Origin of the sequence: Ralstonia sp. PBBBR1 (assembly GCF_002256165.1) — a bacterium.
Lineage (GTDB): Bacteria > Pseudomonadota > Gammaproteobacteria > Burkholderiales > Burkholderiaceae > Ralstonia > Ralstonia thomasii.
The window spans coordinates 1-17,627 of sequence record NZ_NKIL01000019.1; the positions used below are offsets into that span (position 1 = coordinate 1).

Here is a 17,627-nt window from a genome sequence, read left to right on the forward strand (position 1 = left end):
TGGCGCAGGCCGTGCATATCTACAACCACGAACGGCCTCATCTGGCCTTGAAATACAAAACGCCCGATGCGGTGCATCGGGCGCTCGGAGACTGAGCACAGTGTCAACCTATGGCAGGACTTGACAGATGCGTGTGCGGCTCAACGGCGCTGATACTGCGTGGCGCCAAACAGGATTTCCTTTGCCTTGTCGTCCTGCACAGCCGGCCGTTCCTTGGCCAGCACTTTCACCGCGCGCTGCACGGCGGGGCGTTCTTCAATGGCTTCAAACCAGCGCTGCAGCTTGGGGTAGTCCGACAGTTCGATCCCCTGGTTCTTCCAACTGCGCAGCCACGGCCACGTGGCGATGTCGGCGATGGAGTACTCCGCGCCGCCGAGGTACTTGGATTCGCCCAGGCGCTTGTCGATCACGCCGTACAGTCGCTTGGCTTCGTTCGTATAGCGGTTGATCGCGTATTCGATCTTCTCGGGCGCGTAGATGCGGAAGTGGTGCGCCTGGCCGAGCATCGGGCCGACGCCGCCCATCTGGAACATCAGCCACTGCAGCACTTCGTATTTGCCACGCACGTCGTCGGGCAGGAACTTGCCGGTCTTGCCGGCGAGGTACAGCAGGATCGCGCCCGATTCGAACAGCGAGATCGGTTTGCCGTCGGGGCCATCCTGATCGACGATGGCCGGGATCTTGTTGTTGGGGCTGATCTTGAGGAAGTCGGGCTTGAACTGGTCGCCGGCGCCGATGTTGATGCCGTGAACGCGGTAAGGCAGCTCGCATTCTTCCAGCATGATGTGCACTTTGTGCCCGTTGGGCGTGGCCCAGCTATAGACGTCGATCATCGAGTTGGCTCCTTGGCTTCTGGCCGGGAAGAGAGGTGCAGGCCACCAGCAGCCTGCAAAGTGTTCCATTCCAGCACAGAACCGAGAAACGCGCAGACGCCGGGCAGCGGGCAAAAAAATCCCCGCTCAAGGCGGGGTTAAGGAGTGAACGGTACAGCCGTGCCGCAGGTCAGGCGCCGCGTGTGACCGGCATGTCGACAACGTCTTTCAGGTGCAGATGCTTGGCCAGTTCCAGCTTGGCGATGGCCGCGCGGTGCACTTCATCCGGGCCGTCGGCCAGACGCAGCGTGCGCTGGTGGGCGTAGGCCGAAGCCAGCGGGAAATCACCCGACACGCCGCCGCCGCCGTGTGCCTGGATCGCCCAGTCGACGATCTGGCAGGCGATGTTCGGTGCCACGACCTTGATCATCGCGATCTCGGCCTTGGCGACCTTGTTGCCGACGGTGTCCATCATGTACGCGGCCTTGAGCGTCAGCAGGCGGGCCTGCTCGATCATGCAGCGCGCTTCGGCAATGCGTTCGTGCCAGACGCTGTGCTGCGCAATGGCCTTGCCGAATGCGATGCGCGACGACAGGCGCTTGCACATCAGCTCCAGCGCACGCTCGGCCACGCCGATGCTGCGCATGCAGTGGTGGATGCGGCCCGGGCCCAGGCGGCCTTGAGCGATCTCGAAACCGCGGCCTTCACCCAGGAGGATGTTGCCCACCGGCACGCGCACGTCTTTCAGGTCGACTTCCATGTGGCCGTGCGGCGCATCGTCGTAACCGAACACCGACAGCGGGCGCATGACCGTGATGCCCGGCGCATTGGCTGGCACCACGATCATCGATTGCTGCTCGTGGCGGCCGGCATCCGGGTTGGTCTTGCCCATGACGATGTAGACGGCGCAGCGCGGGTCGCCGGCGCCCGACGACCACCACTTGCGGCCGTTGATGACGTATTCGTCGCCCTGGCGCTCGATGCGGCATTCGATGTTGGTGGCGTCCGACGAAGCCACGGCCGGTTCGGTCATCAGGAAGGCCGAGCGGATCTCCCCGCGCAGCAGCGGCTCCAGCCAGCGGTCTTTCAGTTCTTCCGACGCATAGCGCTCAAGCGTCTCCATGTTGCCGGTGTCGGGCGCGGAACAGTTGAACACTTCCGGCGCCCAGGGCACGCGGCCCATGATCTCGCACAGCGGCGCGTATTCGAGGTTCGACAGCCCTTCGGGCGCGCGCGGCGAACGCGGCAGGAACAGGTTCCACAGCCCGGCCTTGCGCGCCAGCGGCTTGAGTTCTTCGATGACCTTGGTGGGAATCCACGCGTTGCCGGCACGGCGGTTGGCCTCGATTTCTTCGTGGAAGCGGTGCTCATTCGGGTAGATGTGCTGGTCGAAGAATGCGAGCAGGCGTGCCTGCATGTCCTTGACCTTGGGCGTGTAATCGAAATTCATGGTGTCTCCTCAGTACATCGAACAAGCGCCCCGAACGGGCAACCATCAACTCAGTTCAGTCGGGCTCGGCCATGCATCAAACATGTCCGCCGAGCACTGCAAACACGGCACTCGCGCGCGCAATCAGCCGGTCGCCGCGATGGAAGAGGGCCTGCGCAAAGGCCAGTTTGCTGCCCGTGCGCAATCCCTCCGGGGTGATCTGGATCCAGTCGCCTTCTCCGGCAGAGGCGATGAAATCCACAGTCAGGCTGGCGGTGGACATGGCCAGGGCGCCGCCGGTGCCTTCGCCGGGCTCGGCCAGGCAATAGCCGAGCGCCGCATCGGCCAGCGATGCCACCACGCCGCCGTGCAGGATGCCGCGCCGGTTCAGGTGGTGATGCTGCACGTGAAAACCCATCACCATCGTCGGCCCCATTCCGCGGGCATAGACCGGCCCCAGCATCGTCAGGAAAGGGCTCGGCTTGTTCAGCAGGTCAAAGCCCGTCGGCACGGAGAGATCGGTGGTGGTGGTCATGGCGCGCAGCGCAACTCCCAAGTGGTGTCCGCAGAATAAGCCTTCGCCTACAATAAGAGAAATGAATTTCGTAGATTGCGGTCCATCAATGTCATGCATATATCGCGCGTCGATCTGAACCTGTTTGTCGTCTTCGATGCCATCTATACGGAAGGCGGGATTACCGCGGCCGCCCGCACGCTCAACCTGACGCAGCCGGCGGTCAGCCACGCCCTGGGGCGGCTGCGCGAACTGTTTGACGACCCGCTGTTCGAGCGGCGCGGGCAGGGCATGGTGCCGACGCCGCTGGCGCGCACGCTCATTGCGGAGGTCCGCACGGCGCTGCAGGGCTTCGAGCGCACCCTGCGTGAAGGCACGCGTTTCGACCCCGCCACGAGCGAGCGCCGCTTCACGTTGTCGATGCGCGATGCGCTGGAAGCGACGTTGCTGCCGCCGCTCATGGCGGCCATCGCCAAGGAGGCGCCGCGCATCGACGTCACGACCGTGCGCGGAGACCGCCGCCAGCTCGAAACCGAGTTGCTGGCCGGCACCATCGACGCAGCGGCGGACATTCTGCTGCCGGCATCCCCAGCCATCCGGCATGCGCCGCTGCTGACCGATCCGATGGTGGTGCTGGCGCGCCCCGGCCACCCCATCGCACATGAACCGCTGACGCTGGAGCGCTACCTGGCGTGTGAACACGTGCATGTGTCGTCGCGGCGCCGTGGCGCAGGGCTGGAGGATGTGGAGCTGCGTCGCCTTGGCCACGAGCGGCGCGTGCGGCTGCGTTGCCAGCATTACCCGGCCGCCTGCCGCGTGGTGAGCTGCACGGACCTGCTTGCCACGTTGCCGATCCGCTATGCGCGCATTGCCAACGAGCCGTATGGCAACGTGATGCTGCCCCTGCCGTTCAACGTGCAGCCGCTTGAGCTGTACCTGTACTGGCACACCAACAGCGACCAGGATGCCGCCAGCCGCTGGCTGCGCGATCACGTATTCGCCGCGATGGCGGAAGTGGCCCTGGGCGATGCCGTGGCGGCATTCGCTGGCGGGCGTTGACGAACGCAAAGGCGGACGCAATCATCGGGGCTGCGCAGCGCAAATGGCGTAACTACGGCGGTTTATGACAGAATGATGGCATTCGGTGTGCCCCGGTTTCTGGCTGATGGTGGGGCTGGTGGCGGCATTCACCGTGATCGTTGCGTGGTGGGTGGTCCGCCGCCGCAACAACCATTAAGGACACCTACGTGTTCGCGGTGACGGCCGACTTGGTTTTGGTCGGCTTGGCCGCCTTGGCCGGCTTTTGCGATGCCGCTGCCCCCTGTGCGGACGGGAACGGATAACGCGCGCTGAACTCGACAAAGCGCGCGGCGAGAAAGTCCGCACACGCCGTCAGCCGCGCAGGCCGATGGCGGCGCGCAAGGGCCACGAGCTGCAGCGGCGTGGGCGCATGGCTCCACGCCGGCAATGCCACCTCCAGCCGGCCTGCGCTCACGTCTTGCGCGACATCCAGCCACGATTTGAATGCCAGGCCGCGCCCGGCGACCGCCCAGTCGCGCACCACGGCGCCGTCGTCGCATTGGAAATCGCCGCGTACGTCGATCGGGGCAGGGCCGCTGGCGTGCGTGAGTTGCCAGCGCGTGACGGGCTCGCCGTTGCGCAGGAGGATCAGGCAGCGGTGGTCGGCGAGGTCGCTCGGGTGTGCAGGCCGGCCATGCTTCTTGAAGTACGACGGCGCGCCCACGATCACGCGCGGATGTGACGCAAGGGGCCGCCGCACCAGCGCCGAATCCTGCAGATGCCCGTAGCGCAGCGCAAAGTCGAGGTCTTCGCGCATCAGGTCGGCCAGCCGGTCGCCCAGCACCAGCGTGATCCGCACGCCGGGGTGCTCATCGCAAAAGGCGTCGAGCCATGGGCGCAGGATGTGTCGCCCGAGGTCCGATGTGGCGGCAATGCGGATGGGGCCGGACAGCTCGGTGCGGTCCTGCCCCAGGCTTTCGGCGCCTTCGTCCAGTGCCTCCAGCGCCTGTCTTGCATACCCTAGATAACGCTGGCCGGCTTCGGTCGGCCGCATGCTGCGCGTGGTGCGCTCGAACAGGCGGGCGCCGAGTTCGGTCTCCACGCGCTTGAGCGCTGCGCTGGCGGTGGCGGGCAGCCAACCGAGCTGGCGCGCAGCGGCGGAAAGGTTGCCGGCGTCGGCGATGCGCACCAGCAGTCGGAGGTCGTCGAGGGCGATCATTGTCAAAGCAGATTTGGAGAATCATCAAAGCATAGCCAGATTATCTTGCTTTTGTTTGATGAAAGAATGGCCCAATTGATTGACAGTTTTTTCTTTCCTCCTCTCAAAACAAAGGAGCATTGGCATGACTTCGAAGACCTTGCAGGATCAGTCCGTGGTGGTGTTGGGCGGTACGGCCGGTATTGGCCAGGCGGTGGCACGCGCGGCTGTAGCCGAAGGGGCGCGCGTGACGGTGCTGGGGCGCTCGGCCAAAGCGGCGGATGGCGCGCACGGCATTGCCGTCGACGCGAACGACACGGCGTCGCTCGCCAGCGCGCTGGCGCAGGCAGCCCAGTTGTCGCCCAGCGGCAAGATCGACCATCTCGTCATCACCATCGGCTCGCGTACGAGCCCACCGCCGTTTGCCGCGCTGCAACGTGCTGACCTGGAACAGGCGTTTGGCACCAAGTTCTTTGCCGCCTTGATGGCAGTGCAGGCCGCATTGCCACATCTGGCGGAACGCGCATCGATTACGCTCACCTCTGGCCTGCTTTCACGCAAGGCGACAGCAACCGGCCTGCTGCGTGGCTCGATCAACGCGGCGGTGGAAGCTGCTGGCAAGAACCTGGCGAAGGAACTGGCACCGCGCCGTGTCAACGTGATCAGCCCCGGTGTGGTGGATACGGAAGTATGGGGTGCGCCGGCAGATCGGCAGGCCATGCTCGCGCGCATCGGCAGCGGCTTGCCGGTCGGCCGTGTCGGCACGCCGGAAGACCTCGCCCAAGGCTACCTTCTGGCCATGACCAACGGTTTCATGACCGGCGCCATCATCGACATTGAAGGAGGCGGTTTGCTATGACATCCGACAGCGATTGGACCTTCGACCACGTGAACTTTCACGTGGCAGGAGATGCGCCCATCCTGAAATTCTTCGCCGATGTGCTTGGCTGGAAACCGGGGCCGCGTCCGGCATTTCCGTTTCCCGGCACGTGGCTGTATCAAAACGATGATGCGCTGGTCCATCTCGTGACGCAGGAGGGCGATACGCCGGAACTGGTGTTCTCGCACATCGCATTTCGCACCAGGAAGGACGCGGCCGATGTGCTGGCCGCCGTGCACGAAAGCGGCATCCCGCACCAGGTAAAAAAACACCCCGCGCGGCCTGCCGCACAGATCTTCGTGCAGTTGCCGGGCGGGGTGGTGCTCGAGTTGGAGGCGCCGCTGTCCGGTCCGCTGGAAGCAGCGCGCGAGTACGAGAAGCCTTCTACGAAGTAAGGGGCGACATCATGCGCCGGCCTGCTGCGCGTACTTCCAGCCCAGTTCGGCCATCGGGCGGGCGCGCTTGCCCGCTTCCATCGCCTGCGCCGACGACGCGGTGCCATCCACCACGCGCTTCATGATCCCCTGCAGGATGCCGGCAATGCGGAACATGTTGTAGGCGAGGTAGAAGTTCCAGTCGCCTGTGATGCGGCGGCCGGTGCGTTCTTCGTATTGGCGGATGTACTCGGCTTCTGTGGGGATGCCGAGGGCGGCGAAGTCCAGACCTGCCACGCCGCGGAACTGACCCGGCTCGATGTGCCAGCTCATGCAGTGGTAGCTGAAATCGGCCAGCGGGTGGCCCAGCGTCGAGAGTTCCCAATCGAGGATGGCCAGCACACGCGGCTCGGTCGGGTGGAAGATCAGGTTGTCGAGCCGGTAGTCGCCGTGAACGATGCTGGTGATTTCCTCGGCTTCCTGCGGCACGTGCTTGGGCAGCCATTCGATCAGGTTGTCCATGGCCGGAATCGACTCGGTTTCCGACAGCTTGTACTGCTTGCTCCAGCGCTCGATCTGACGCGCGAAATAGTTGCCGGGTTTGCCGTAATCGGCCAGGCCGATGGCGGCGTAGTCCACCGTGTGCAACGCAGAGATGACGCGGTTCATCTCGTCATAGATCGCGGTGCGCTCGGCGGGCTCCATGCCGGGCAGGGCCTGATCCCACAGCACGCGGCCCTGCACGAACTCCATGATGTAGAAGGCGCGGCCGATCACGGCTTCGTCTTCGCAGAGTGCATACATTTTCGCGACGGGCACGTCGGTCTTGGCGAGTGCATCCATCACACGGTATTCGCGTTCGATGGCGTGTGCGGACGGCAGCAGCTTCGCCTTCGGGCCGGGCTTGGCGCGCATTACGTACGTGCTCGACGGCGTAATCAGCTTGAACGTCGGGTTCGACTGGCCGCCCTTGAATTGCTCAACCGTGAGCGGGCCGGCAAAGCCGGCCACGTGTTCGCGCATCCACGCTTCCAGCGCACCGGTGTCGAACTTCTGCTGCTCCGCCACGGGGCGCGTGCCCTCGAAGGCCGAGAAATCCTGCTGGTCCGCTTGTGCCATGGGTGTGTCTCCGAATCTTGTTGTGTATCGAGGAAAGTTCAGGTCGGTTGGCGATGGCGAAGGTACTGCTGCAGCAGCACTTCCATCGTCGTCAGCCGCGAGCCGAGATGCGTCGGGGAGGGCGCCGAGAAGTTGCTCATGCGCAGCACCCAGTCGGTCGGGGCTTCGCCAACATCGAGCACGTTGATACAGCCGGCGGTCTGCGCGAGGCTGCCGAAGAACACGCGCTCGCCGCCGGTGATGGCATGCGAGAGGATCGCGCGGTTGGTGCCGCCATGCAGCACGAGCAGCACGGTGTCCCAGTCGGTTTGCGAACGCAGTCTGGCGATGGCCGGCGTCACGCGGTCAAGAAACTCGCCGATGCTCTCGCCGTTGAGGAAGCGCCGGTCTTCCGACACCGTGCCTTCAAACGCGCCGATAAAGGCTTGCGCGAGTTCGTGCTCGGGAATTTCCGCCAGCTTGCCGCCGCGGATTTCCTGCAGCTCGGGCCAATGCTCAAGCGCGATGCCGCGTTCCTGCATCGCGGGCATCTCGGCCAGCACGCGCTGCGCGGTTTCCACCGTGCGCGGCAGGCCACTGACGATCACGCGGTCGAAGACGATGTTCTCGGCGGCGAAGATCTTGCCGGCAGCGGTGGTTTGGCTGCGGCCCAGTTCGTTGAGCGGCACGGCCTCGGGCGACGGAACGGGGCGACCGGTTTCGTCGAAGTACGTAACCGCGCCGTGGCGCATCAGGTAGACGCGGCGGCGGTTGGGTGTCGGGAAGGGAACCATGCGAGCCTGAAACTAGCGGTATTGGGGTTTGCGCTTTTGCAGGAAGGCGGAGATGCCTTCGTTGCCGTCGGCGTGGTGCAGCGCTTCGACAAAGCTGTGCTGCTCGGCCTTGAGGTGGTCGTGCAGCGAGGCGTCTTCGGCGTGGGCGATCAGGCCCTTGATGCGGCCCACCGCGTGCGGCGATTGCGCAGCGAGTTTTTCCGCCAGTGCCAATGCCTGGTCCAGCGCCTCGCCAGGTTTGACCACCTCATTGATGAGCCCGAAGTGCGCCAGCCGCTCCGCGCTGACAGGCTTGCCGAGCATGATGATTTCGCTCGCCAACGGGCGCGGCAGGAAGCGTGCGATGTGCCATGAGCCGCCGCCGTCCGGCGTAAGCGCCACGTTCACATACGCCATCACGAACTTCGCGTCTGACGCCGCAATCGCGAAGTCGCACGCCAGCACCAGCGAGAAACCTGCGCCGGCCGCTGGGCCTTCCACCGCGGCAATCACGGGCTTGGGAAACGTGCGGATCGTTTCGATCCAGTGGTTCAGCGCGTCGATGCCGTCTTCCTGCACGCTCCTCGGCTTGCTTCGGTTTTCCAGCAGGCGGTTCAGGTTGCCGCCCGCACAGAACGCATTGCCGTCGCCCGTGAAGATAATGGCGCGAATTTCGTTGTCGTTGGCGGCGCGGTCCAGCGCTTCCATCGACGCGGTGTACATCACCGGGTCCAGCGCGTTGCGCGCGTCAGGGTTGGACAGCGTCAGCACCAGCGTCGAGCCGATGCGTTTGGAGAGCAATTGCGCGGTCATGGCGGCCTCGTCAGGGTAAGCGGCAATCAGGCGTCAGGCGTGTCAGGCATCAGGCGTGAGCAGCGACATGCCGAGACGGGCACGGCGCAGCAGCCACGGGCTCGGGCGATAACGCGGGTCGCCATAGAGCGCGTAGAGGTTCTGCAGGATTTCCAGGATGGCGTTCGTGCCCAGCGTATCGCCGAGTGCCAGCGGCCCTTTGGGATAACCGAGTCCCAGCGTGACGGCGAGGTCGATGTCGGTGGGCGTAGCAATGCGCTGCTGTGCGATATCGCACGCGATGTTGACGATGCATGCGACGATGCGCTGCGCCACAAAGCCACCCGAATCGCGGATCACCGTAACGGGCACGCCGTCGGAGGCCAGCAAGCCGTGTGCGGCATCGCTGTAGGCCGCATCGGTGGCGGGTGTGGTCATCAGCGTGCGGCGCTTGGTGGCGGCAAACGGATAGAGCGTGTCGAGCGCGACGGTGCGGCGTGCATCGAGCCCCTCGGCGGCCACGCAGGCCGTGGCATCCAGCCCGCGCGGCGTCACGATGATCAATGCATCGGCGGACGGTTTGGAACCGCCCTCGGGCGAGATGCCCAGATCGAGCAACAGGCGCTGCGCTGCTGCGTGGCCGGCGTCATGCGCGCGGCTGATCCACACCGAAGACGGGCGCGCGGACGGCGTGGGCGCTTCCGCCGGCACCTGTTTCTGTCCTTCCGGATAGCGGTAGAAACCTTCGCCCGTCTTGCGGCCCAGAATGCCGCCGGCAAAGCGCACTGCCGTGATCTGCGATGGACGATAGCGCGGCTCGTCATAAAACTGGCGATAGACCGATTCCATCACCGGGTGCGAAACGTCCAGCCCCGTGAGGTCCATCAACTCGAACGGCCCCATGCGGAAGCCGGCTTGCTCGCGCATGATGGCGTCGATGTCCGCATAGGCCGCCACACTTTCCTGCGCCACGCGCAGGCCTTCGGTATTCATGCCGCGCCCGGCGTGGTTGACGATGAAGCCCGGCATGTCGATGCAGCGCACGGCGGTGTGACCCATGCGCTTGGCCAGTGCGGCCAGGGTGTCACCGGTGGCGGGTGCGCTGCGCAGGCCGTCGATGACTTCGACCACCTTCATCAGCGGAACCGGGTTGAAGAAGTGGAAACCAGCGACGCGCTCCGGGTGTTTGCATGTCGCGGCAATCGCGGTGATCGACAGCGACGATGTATTCGACGCCAGTATGGCATCCGCGCGGACGATGTCTTCGAGTTGACGGAAGAGGTCGCGCTTGACGTCGAGCTTTTCGACGATGGCCTCGACTACCAGATCGCAGTCGGCCAGGTCGGAGAGGGCGCCGGCCGGAATCAGCCGGGCGATTGTGGCGTCAGCTTCATCTGCTGTGAGCTTGCCCTTGGCGGCCAGCTTGGCCAGCGTGTCGGCCAGCGCCGTGCTCGCCGCTTCCACGGCTTGCGGGTTGGCGTCGAACAGTTTGACGCGCAAGCCGGCCTGGGCTGCGATCTGCGCAATGCCGCGCCCCATGGCGCCGGTGCCCACAATCCCGATAGTCTGCATATGAAATCCGCTGCGATCGAAAGAAGTCTGGCTAAAATAGCACGAGCGTGCGATTTCTGGCATCCGCACCGACCATAACGGACGGCCAAATTACCAAGGAGATGGGTTCATGCTGACGCTATACGGTTTTGCCGCGAGCAACTACTACAACAAGGTCAAGCTCGCGCTGATGGAGAAGGGGATTGCGTTCGAGGAATCGCTGCGCTGGCCGGACCAGACCGACGGCGAGGTGTCGCCGCTGCACAAGGTGCCGTATCTCGTGGGCGAGGACGGTGGAATGTGCGAATCGCAGGTCATCCTCGATTACCTGGAGGCGCGCTACCCACAACATCCGCTGATTCCGGCCGATCCGTTCAAGGCGGCCAAGGTGCGTGAGATTGTGACGTTCCTGGAGCTGCATCTGGAACTGGTCGCGCGCCAGCTGTTTCCCGAAGCGTTCTTCGGCGGCAAGATCAGCGACAACCTGAAGGCGAAGACGCGCGAGCAGTTGCAGAAGAACATCCCGGCGGCGGCCAAGCTGTTCAAGTTCTCGCCTTACGTGGCCGGCGACACGTTCACCATCGCCGACTGCGCGGCCATCGTGCACTTCCCGCTGGTGAGTCAGGCCACCAAGATCATCTACGGTGAAGACCTGCTGGCGCAGGTCGAAGGCGTCAAGCCTTACCTGGCCAAGATGGCCGAGAATCCCAACGTGCAGAAAGTGCGGGCAGACAGCAAGGCCAATCTCGAGCAGATGCTTGCGCACTACGCCAGCAAGCGCTGATCGGCCTCGGCCTTACGGTCTTACACCTTCGACAAACGCTCCAGGGCAACCTGGAGCGTTTCGTCTTTCTTGGCGAAGCAGAAGCGCACCACGCCCGATTCGTGCGGCTGCGAGTAGAACGCCGACACGGGAATTGCCGCCACACCAATCTCGCTCGTCAGCCACTTGGCGAACTCGGCCTCGGGCAGATCGGAGATGGCGCTGTAATCCACGCACTGGAAGTACGTGCCCTGGCAGGGCAGCAGCTTGAAGCGCGTTTTCCCCAGCCCCGCGCGGAACAGGTCGCGCTTGTGCTGATAGAACGCCGGCAACTCCAGGTACGGACGCGGATCGGCCATGTAGCTTGCCAGGCCGTGCTGCATCGGCGTATTGACGGTGAACACGTTGAACTGGTGCACCTTGCGGAATTCCGCCATGAGCGCGGCGGGCGCGGCCACGTAGCCGACCTTCCAGCCCGTCACGTGATACGTCTTGCCAAAGCTCGACACCACGAATGCGCGCCGTGCCAGCTCCGGAATGCGCGCGACCGACGCGTGCGGCACGCCGTCGTACACCATGTGCTCGTAGACCTCATCGGAGAGCAGCAGCACGTTGGTGGGCGCGAGGATCTCGGCGAGCTTGCGCATGTCGTCCGCATGCCAGACCGTGCCGGTCGGGTTGTGCGGTGTGTTCAGCATGATCAGACGCGTGCGCGGCGTGATGGCCGCGGCCAGCGTGTCGAACGGGATGCGGAAGTCCGGCGCGTTCAGCGTGATCGGCACAACCTTGCCGCCCGCCAGTTCAATCGAAGGGATGTAGCTGTCGTACGTCGGCTCGAAGACGATGACTTCGTCGCCCGGATGCACGCAGCACAGCACGGTGGTCAGCAGCGCCTGCGTGGCGCCGGCGGTGATGGTGATCTCGCGGTCGGCATCGTAAGCGTGGCCGTACAGATTGGCGATCTTCGCGGCGATGGCCTGGCGCAGGGCGGGCACGCCGGTCATCGGCGGGTATTGGTTCAGGCCGGCGCGCATGGCGTCGGACACCGCATCGACGATGCGCGGATCGCAATCGAAATCCGGAAAGCCCTGGCCCAGGTTGACGGCCTGCTTTTCTACGGCCAGCGCAGACATCACGGTGAAGATGGTGGTGCCGACATTCGGTAGCCGCGACGGCGGCGGGGCGATGGGCGCGAGCGATTCAACAGTGGTCATGACAAGACGGCTTCAGGCTTGATTTGGGATTGCAGCAAGGGACGCGTTTTCCAACTGGACCAGCGCGACGAACTGCTTGGGCGGCAACACCGCCACGTCGCAATACTTGGCCATGCGGCGCTTGAGCTTGAGCACGGCGCGGTCCTTGGAAACGAGATAGGCAACGTCGGCGGCATCGGCGAGCGCGAGAAATTTCTGGTCGTCGCGATCCTTGCAGCGCGGGACGAACGCTTCGCCTTCCACGCGCGCCGCGTCTTCAGGATCGGCGACGGATCGGGTTACGCGATCGACCCACGCGAGTGCGGCCTGCGCGTCGACGGCGTAGCGGGCGAATTGCGGGTAGCCGAGCACGCGGCGCAGTTCTTCGCGACAGGCGGGGCTGATGATGGCGTCCAGCCGGCCAGCTTCCAGCGCAGCGCGGATCGGGCGCGCAACCGCATCGTCGAAGACCAGGATGTCGACCCAGATGTTGGAGTCCAGCACCACGCGCGGGGCCGGAGCCTGGGTGGAGTGGGCGAGGGCGGCAGCGTCTGCCATTCGATACAATTCCAGACTTGTGAACCGCGATTCTGACATGATCATCGTCCTCTCGCCGGCCAAGTCGCTCGACTACGACACGCCGCCGCGCACCAAGACCCACACGCTGCCCGATTTCATCGAGCGCTCCGCAGAACTGATTGAAGTGCTTCGCAAGCTGTCGCCGGCCCAGATCGGTACGCTCATGCACATTTCCGATCCGTTGGCGGCGCTCAATGCCACGCGCTATGCCGATTGGTCGCCCGAATTCACTGCCGAAAACAGCAAGCAGGCCGCGTTGGCCTTCGACGGCGATGTCTACGGCGGGCTCGATGCCAACTCGCTGGCGGTGGACGATCTGCAGTTCGCGCAGAAGCATGTGCGGATTCTGTCGGGGCTTTACGGCGTGCTGCGTCCGCTCGACTGGATGCAGCCGTATCGCCTGGAAATGGGCACGCGCCTTGCCAATCCGCGCGGCAAGGACCTGTATGCCTTCTGGGGCGACGAGGTGACCCTGGCGCTTAACAAGCTCTTCAAGCAGGACGACGACGCCGTGCTCGTCAATCTCGCGTCGGAAGAGTATTTCAAGGTGGTGCGGCCCAAGGTGCTCAAGGCGCGCATCGTCACGCCGGTGTTTGAGGACTGGAAGAACGGCCAGTACAAGATCATTTCGTTCTACGCAAAGCGTGCGCGCGGTCTGATGGCGCGCTATGCGATCGAGCACCGCATCACCGATCCGCGCAAGCTCAAGGCGTTCGATGTCGACGGCTATGCCTTTGTCGCTGCCGATTCCGACGACGAGCGCTGGGTCTTCCGCCGCAAGCTCACCTGATCGCAGGATCTGACATGACTGCCAATCAACCGCACATCTCCAGCGCGTTCGACAGCGGCGCCATCGAAATCGTCGATGCCGCACGCGCCGATGCCATCCGCCTGCGCATTCGCCGCGATTCCCACGCCGACTTCTCGCAATGGTTTCACTTCCGCCTGCAAGGTGTGCAGGGTCAGGCCTGCACGCTCGCGCTGGAAAACGCCGGCGAATGCACCTACGCCTCCGGCTGGAAGGACTACCGCGCCGTCGCCTCGTATGACCGCGAGCACTGGTTTCGTGTGCCGACCCGCTATGACGGCAAGACGTTGACGGTCGAGGTGACGCCCGAGCACGACAGCATCTGGTTTGCCTATTTCGAGCCGTATTCGGACGAGCGACACCTTTCGCTCGTGGCCGCTGCGCAAACGCAGCCGGGCGTGCGCACGCAGCGCCTGGGGCAAACGGTGCAGGGCCGCGACATGACCAGCATCACCGTCGGTGAACCCGGCCCCGGCAAGAAAAACGTGTGGATCATCGCGCGCCAGCATCCGGGCGAGACGATGGCCGAATGGTTCGTTGAAGGGCTGCTCGCACGCCTGACGCGTCAGGGTGTCTGGCGCGGCGATCCCATCGGCCGTGTGCTCGCCGAGCGCGCCGTCTTCCATATCGTGCCGAACATGAACCCGGATGGCTCGTCCCTGGGCAACCTGCGCACCAATGCCGCAGGCGCCAACCTGAACCGCGAGTGGATGGAACCCGACGCGCAGCGCAGTCCCGAGGTGTTGGCTGTGCGGCAGGCCATCGAGCAAACCGGCGTCGACCTGTTTTTCGACATCCACGGCGACGAGGCGCTGCCTTATGTGTTTGTGGCCGGCAGTGAAATGCTGCCCGGCTTTACCGATGCACAGCGTGCCGATCAGGACCGCTTTGTCGCGGCCTTCCTGCGGGCATCACCGGATTTCCAGACGCGATACGGCTACGAGGCCAGCAAGTACAACGAAGACGCGCTCAAGCTCGCCTCCAAGTACATCGGCCACACCTATGGCTGCCTGTCGTTGACGCTGGAAATGCCGTTCAAGGACAACGCCGACCTGCCCGACGCACGCGTGGGCTGGGACGGCGCCCGCAGCGCCGCATTGGGTGCGGCGATGCTGCAGGCGATCCTGGAGTATCTCGGCTGAAGACAAACGCTGCGCCGCCTGTGTGGGCGGCGCGTTGCGCTTAGTTGGAAGACGACTTCTTCGTCGTCTTCTTTGCCGTCGACTTGGCGGTGGATTTGCTTGCCGTGGTCGACTTGGTCTTGGCTGTGCCGCTGCCCTTGGCTGACTTGGCCGTCGCTTTTGTCGAGGCCTTGCCCTTGGCGGTGGTCTTGCCGTGTGCCGCCGCACTCGTCGTGCAGCGATGACCGCGGCGGCAGTGCGTGCGCGCTGCTGATGACGAGGGCGCAGCGGCTGGCGCGGCGAATGGCTGGCCATTGGCGTCGAGCAGCTCATACGCCAGCATCATCCCTTCGTGATACCCGCAGCGCACGCGCACGGGCTCCCATTGGTCATTGCCCGTGCCGCGCTTGTGCACGGCGGCATTGAAACTGACCACGCTCGACACCTTGATCGCCCCTTGCTTGCTCGACGAGAAGCGCGAGTCCCATGGCTCGACCTTGGCCTGGTCGTTGGAGAGCGCACCGGTTGGCAGGCGGAACTGGTCGAAATTGGTCGAGCGCGGAATGATCCAGCTCGCGTGTGCGGCGCAGTCGGCCACGTCGGGGCGGGCACCTTCCGATTGAATCAGGCGGTCACGGGTTTGTGCGCGGTACTCGGACAAGCTCATCTTGTCCTTGGAGGGCAGGTTGACCGTCGTGGTGCCGCTGCCATCGGTCGAGCCGAAGACGATGGGCGGCGTGGTCGGGGCGGGCAGGACGGCCGGCTTGGCTTGCGCGGCGGTGGTGCTCGGCGTGGCGTTGGTGGCCTGGGCCGACGCATCGGTCGGTTCAGTCTGCAGGTTGGAGCAGGCGGCCAGCAAAGCGACGACGCCGAGACAGAGTAGTTTGGGTCGCAACATCACGAGTTACAGGGTGTCGGCGTGGAAATCGCCATGATAGAGGAAAGCTAAGGACGAAAGTTCCTGCTAGTTACCCCAATGCGTCCCCAATGCGGCACATCAGGCGAATTTGCCGTAACGGCGCGTTACGGCACGGTGTTCGTTACCAAGCGATCATCATTGCTTGGTGAACAACCACGCGAGCGACCATTCGTCAGTGCGCGCCTCGTAGCGGATGCCCTTGCGCATGGCCCACGTCGCTAGTTGGTGATGCGACGGGATGATCGCGTAGTCGGTCTGCGCAAAGCGTGCCGCAGTTTTGGCAGCCTGCTCGTGTGCCTGTTCGCTCGAGACCGTTGAGAGCGACGTCTGTACCAGTTTGTCGAGTTCCGGGTTGCTGTAGCGGCCCCAGTTCCACGAGCCGTAGCCGGTTTGCGCGTTGGGCGTACCGAGAATGCTGCGCAGCGCCACATCGGCGGCCACCGAGCCCCAGCCGAGCATCATGAACGAGAACTCGCCCTGACGCGCGCGCGAGAAATACGCCGCCACCGGCAACGTTTCAACCTTCGTCTGGATGCCGATGCGCGTGAGCAGCTGCGCGGTGGTTTGCGCGACTTGCGCGTCATTCAGGTAGCGGTTGTTGGTGGCGTGCAGCGTGAGCCCGAAGCCGTCCGGATAGCCGGCCTCGGCAAGCAGTTTCTTGGCGCGTGCTGGGTCATATGCGATCGGCTTGCCGCCCGGGTGCCCGAAGATCTGCGGTGACACGATGCTCGAGGCCACCACGCCCTGGCCTTCGAGCACGCGGCTGACGATGGCGTCGCGGTTGATGGCCAGCGCGATGGCCTCGCGCACGCGATGGTCCTTGAGCGGGTTCTTGGCCAGCGGCTTGCCGGCCTTGTCGGTCACGAACGGCGACACATCGCGGCTCTGATCCATCTGCCAGAAAATCGTGCGCCACGACACCTGCTGTTCGAGGTGGAACTTGGGGTCCTGCTTGATGCGCGGGACGTCCGCAGCCGGTACGGCCTCGACGACATCCACATCGCCGGAGAGCAGTGCGGCTGTGCGAGCCGCATTGTCGGTGATGATCTTGAAGGTCACCTTGTCCCACTGCGGTACGCGGCCCCAGTAGTGCGGGTTCTTCTTCAGGACGATTTCCTGCCCGCGCGTAAAGTGGTCGAACAGGAACGGGCCCGTGCCGATCATTGCGCGGCCCGCGTCAAAGTCCGCCTGCGGCGCGTTGGCCACCTTCTTCGGAATGATGGGCAGGCTGTTCAGATCGTTGGGGGTGCTCGCGTAATTGGGCGTCGACAACTTCAACCGCACCGTCAGCGGATCGACGATCTGTACTTCGGTAATCGACTTGGTATAGCTGGTGAAGGGGCCCGGGCTGTTGGTCAGGCGCGCCGGACGCTCGATCGATGCCTTCACGTCTTCGCCGGTGAACGGCGTGCCGTCGCTCCATTTCACATTGGGGCGCAGCTTGATCTCCCATGTGTTGGCGTCGACGGGCTTCCACGAGGTGGCCAGGCCGGGCGTGTAGCGGCCGTTCTTGTCGAGGAAGACCAGCGACTCGAAGATATGCAGCGCCATGGCGTTGTTGGGGCCGGCGTTGTTCCATTGCGGGTCCATCGACGTGACGTCGGCGGACAGGCCGATGCGGAGGTCGTCGGCTTGTGCGGCGAACGGCATCGCGGCAGCCGCAGCCAGCGCGCATGTGGCGAGGTTGCGGATCAGGGCGCGGATGGGAACACACAAGAGGGGACGGGTTGTCATCGAGAGGCTCCTGGGGTTCGGGCGGTGATGCCATGTGGCGGAAGATCGTCATTGTGCCGCAGCCCGGTT

Annotated in this window: 18 protein-coding genes; 6 read left to right on the plus strand and 12 right to left on the minus strand. The window is 64.4% G+C overall.

Features of this window, described 5'->3' with window-relative positions; all coding sequences use genetic code 11:
- Positions 1-140 precede the first annotated feature (140 nt).
- The 3 genes from CFE42_RS23575 to CFE42_RS23585 all read right to left on the minus strand — a co-directional run bounded on the left by CFE42_RS23575 (position 141) and on the right by CFE42_RS23585 (position 2,776).
- Positions 141-833, minus strand: a complete 693-nt coding sequence (locus CFE42_RS23575; RefSeq protein ID WP_004636512.1) for a glutathione binding-like protein — start codon at positions 831-833, stop codon at positions 141-143.
- 169 nt (positions 834-1,002) lie between these two features.
- Positions 1,003-2,262 carry an acyl-CoA dehydrogenase family protein gene (locus CFE42_RS23580; RefSeq protein WP_004636510.1) on the minus strand — a complete coding sequence of 420 codons (1,260 nt, stop codon included), beginning with the start codon at positions 2,260-2,262 and terminating at the stop codon, positions 1,003-1,005.
- Positions 2,263-2,338: 76 nt separating this feature from the next.
- Positions 2,339-2,776 carry a PaaI family thioesterase gene (locus tag CFE42_RS23585; protein WP_037045008.1) on the minus strand — a complete coding sequence of 146 codons (438 nt, stop codon included), beginning with the start codon at positions 2,774-2,776 and terminating at the stop codon, positions 2,339-2,341.
- Positions 2,777-2,869: 93 nt separating this feature from the next.
- Here CFE42_RS23585 and CFE42_RS23590 point away from each other — a divergent pair, with 93 nt between their 5' ends.
- Positions 2,870-3,814: a LysR family transcriptional regulator gene (locus tag CFE42_RS23590; protein WP_004636506.1), complete on the plus strand. Its 945-nt coding sequence runs from the start codon at positions 2,870-2,872 to the stop codon at positions 3,812-3,814.
- Between the two features lie 184 nt (positions 3,815-3,998).
- On the opposite strand, the gene CFE42_RS23595 is transcribed toward CFE42_RS23590, so the two are convergent.
- Entirely contained in the window at positions 3,999-4,994 is a 996-nt protein-coding gene (locus CFE42_RS23595; protein WP_004636504.1) for a LysR family transcriptional regulator, read from the minus strand.
- A 124-nt stretch (positions 4,995-5,118) separates the two neighbouring features.
- Between CFE42_RS23595 and CFE42_RS23600 the strand changes: the two genes are divergently transcribed.
- Entirely contained in the window at positions 5,119-5,832 is a 714-nt protein-coding gene (locus CFE42_RS23600; RefSeq protein WP_004636503.1) for an SDR family oxidoreductase, read from the plus strand.
- A complete protein-coding gene (locus CFE42_RS23605; protein WP_004636501.1) occupies positions 5,829-6,248 on the plus strand; it encodes a hypothetical protein in 420 nt (139 codons plus the stop codon). Before CFE42_RS23600 ends, CFE42_RS23605 begins: the two co-directional genes overlap by 4 nt.
- A gap of 9 nt (positions 6,249-6,257) precedes the next feature.
- Here CFE42_RS23605 and CFE42_RS23610 read toward each other — a convergent pair whose 3' ends face one another.
- The 4 genes from CFE42_RS23610 to CFE42_RS23625 are packed head-to-tail and all read right to left on the minus strand — an operon-like array spanning position 6,258 to position 10,525.
- Entirely contained in the window at positions 6,258-7,346 is a 1,089-nt protein-coding gene (locus CFE42_RS23610) for a phosphotransferase (RefSeq protein WP_004636499.1), read from the minus strand.
- A 38-nt stretch (positions 7,347-7,384) separates the two neighbouring features.
- Complete coding sequence (locus CFE42_RS23615; RefSeq protein WP_004636497.1) at positions 7,385-8,119, minus strand: histidine phosphatase family protein; 735 nt, start codon at positions 8,117-8,119, stop codon at positions 7,385-7,387.
- Between the two features lie 12 nt (positions 8,120-8,131).
- Positions 8,132-8,911 (minus strand): oxepin-CoA hydrolase, alternative type, encoded by a 780-nt coding sequence (locus CFE42_RS23620; RefSeq protein WP_004636494.1) that lies wholly within the window; start codon positions 8,909-8,911, stop codon positions 8,132-8,134.
- A 42-nt stretch (positions 8,912-8,953) separates the two neighbouring features.
- Entirely contained in the window at positions 8,954-10,525 is a 1,572-nt protein-coding gene (locus tag CFE42_RS23625) for a 3-hydroxyacyl-CoA dehydrogenase (protein ID WP_152458864.1), read from the minus strand.
- A 46-nt stretch (positions 10,526-10,571) separates the two neighbouring features.
- Between CFE42_RS23625 and CFE42_RS23630 the strand changes: the two genes are divergently transcribed.
- On the plus strand, positions 10,572-11,225 hold the full coding sequence (locus CFE42_RS23630; protein ID WP_004636490.1) for a glutathione S-transferase: 654 nt from the start codon (positions 10,572-10,574) through the stop codon (positions 11,223-11,225).
- Between the two features lie 20 nt (positions 11,226-11,245).
- On the opposite strand, the gene CFE42_RS23635 is transcribed toward CFE42_RS23630, so the two are convergent.
- Both CFE42_RS23635 and CFE42_RS23640 read right to left on the minus strand, forming a co-directional pair.
- Entirely contained in the window at positions 11,246-12,418 is a 1,173-nt protein-coding gene (locus CFE42_RS23635; RefSeq protein WP_004636488.1) for a pyridoxal phosphate-dependent aminotransferase, read from the minus strand.
- 12 nt (positions 12,419-12,430) lie between these two features.
- Positions 12,431-12,955, minus strand: coding sequence for a putative toxin-antitoxin system toxin component, PIN family (locus tag CFE42_RS23640; protein WP_004636486.1), 525 nt, complete (start codon positions 12,953-12,955; stop codon positions 12,431-12,433).
- A 37-nt stretch (positions 12,956-12,992) separates the two neighbouring features.
- Here CFE42_RS23640 and yaaA point away from each other — a divergent pair, with 37 nt between their 5' ends.
- Entirely contained in the window at positions 12,993-13,766 is a 774-nt protein-coding gene (yaaA, locus tag CFE42_RS23645; RefSeq protein ID WP_004636484.1) for a peroxide stress protein YaaA, read from the plus strand.
- A 14-nt stretch (positions 13,767-13,780) separates the two neighbouring features.
- The gene (locus CFE42_RS23650; protein ID WP_004636482.1) at positions 13,781-14,926 is read left to right on the plus strand and encodes a M14-type cytosolic carboxypeptidase; all 1,146 of its coding nucleotides are present in this window, start codon (positions 13,781-13,783) and stop codon (positions 14,924-14,926) included.
- A 40-nt stretch (positions 14,927-14,966) separates the two neighbouring features.
- Here CFE42_RS23650 and CFE42_RS23655 read toward each other — a convergent pair whose 3' ends face one another.
- A complete protein-coding gene (locus CFE42_RS23655) occupies positions 14,967-15,803 on the minus strand; it encodes a hypothetical protein (RefSeq protein ID WP_004636479.1) in 837 nt (278 codons plus the stop codon).
- 156 nt (positions 15,804-15,959) lie between these two features.
- Positions 15,960-17,558: an ABC transporter substrate-binding protein gene (locus CFE42_RS23660; RefSeq protein WP_004636478.1), complete on the minus strand. Its 1,599-nt coding sequence runs from the start codon at positions 17,556-17,558 to the stop codon at positions 15,960-15,962.
- Positions 17,559-17,627 lie beyond the last annotated feature (69 nt).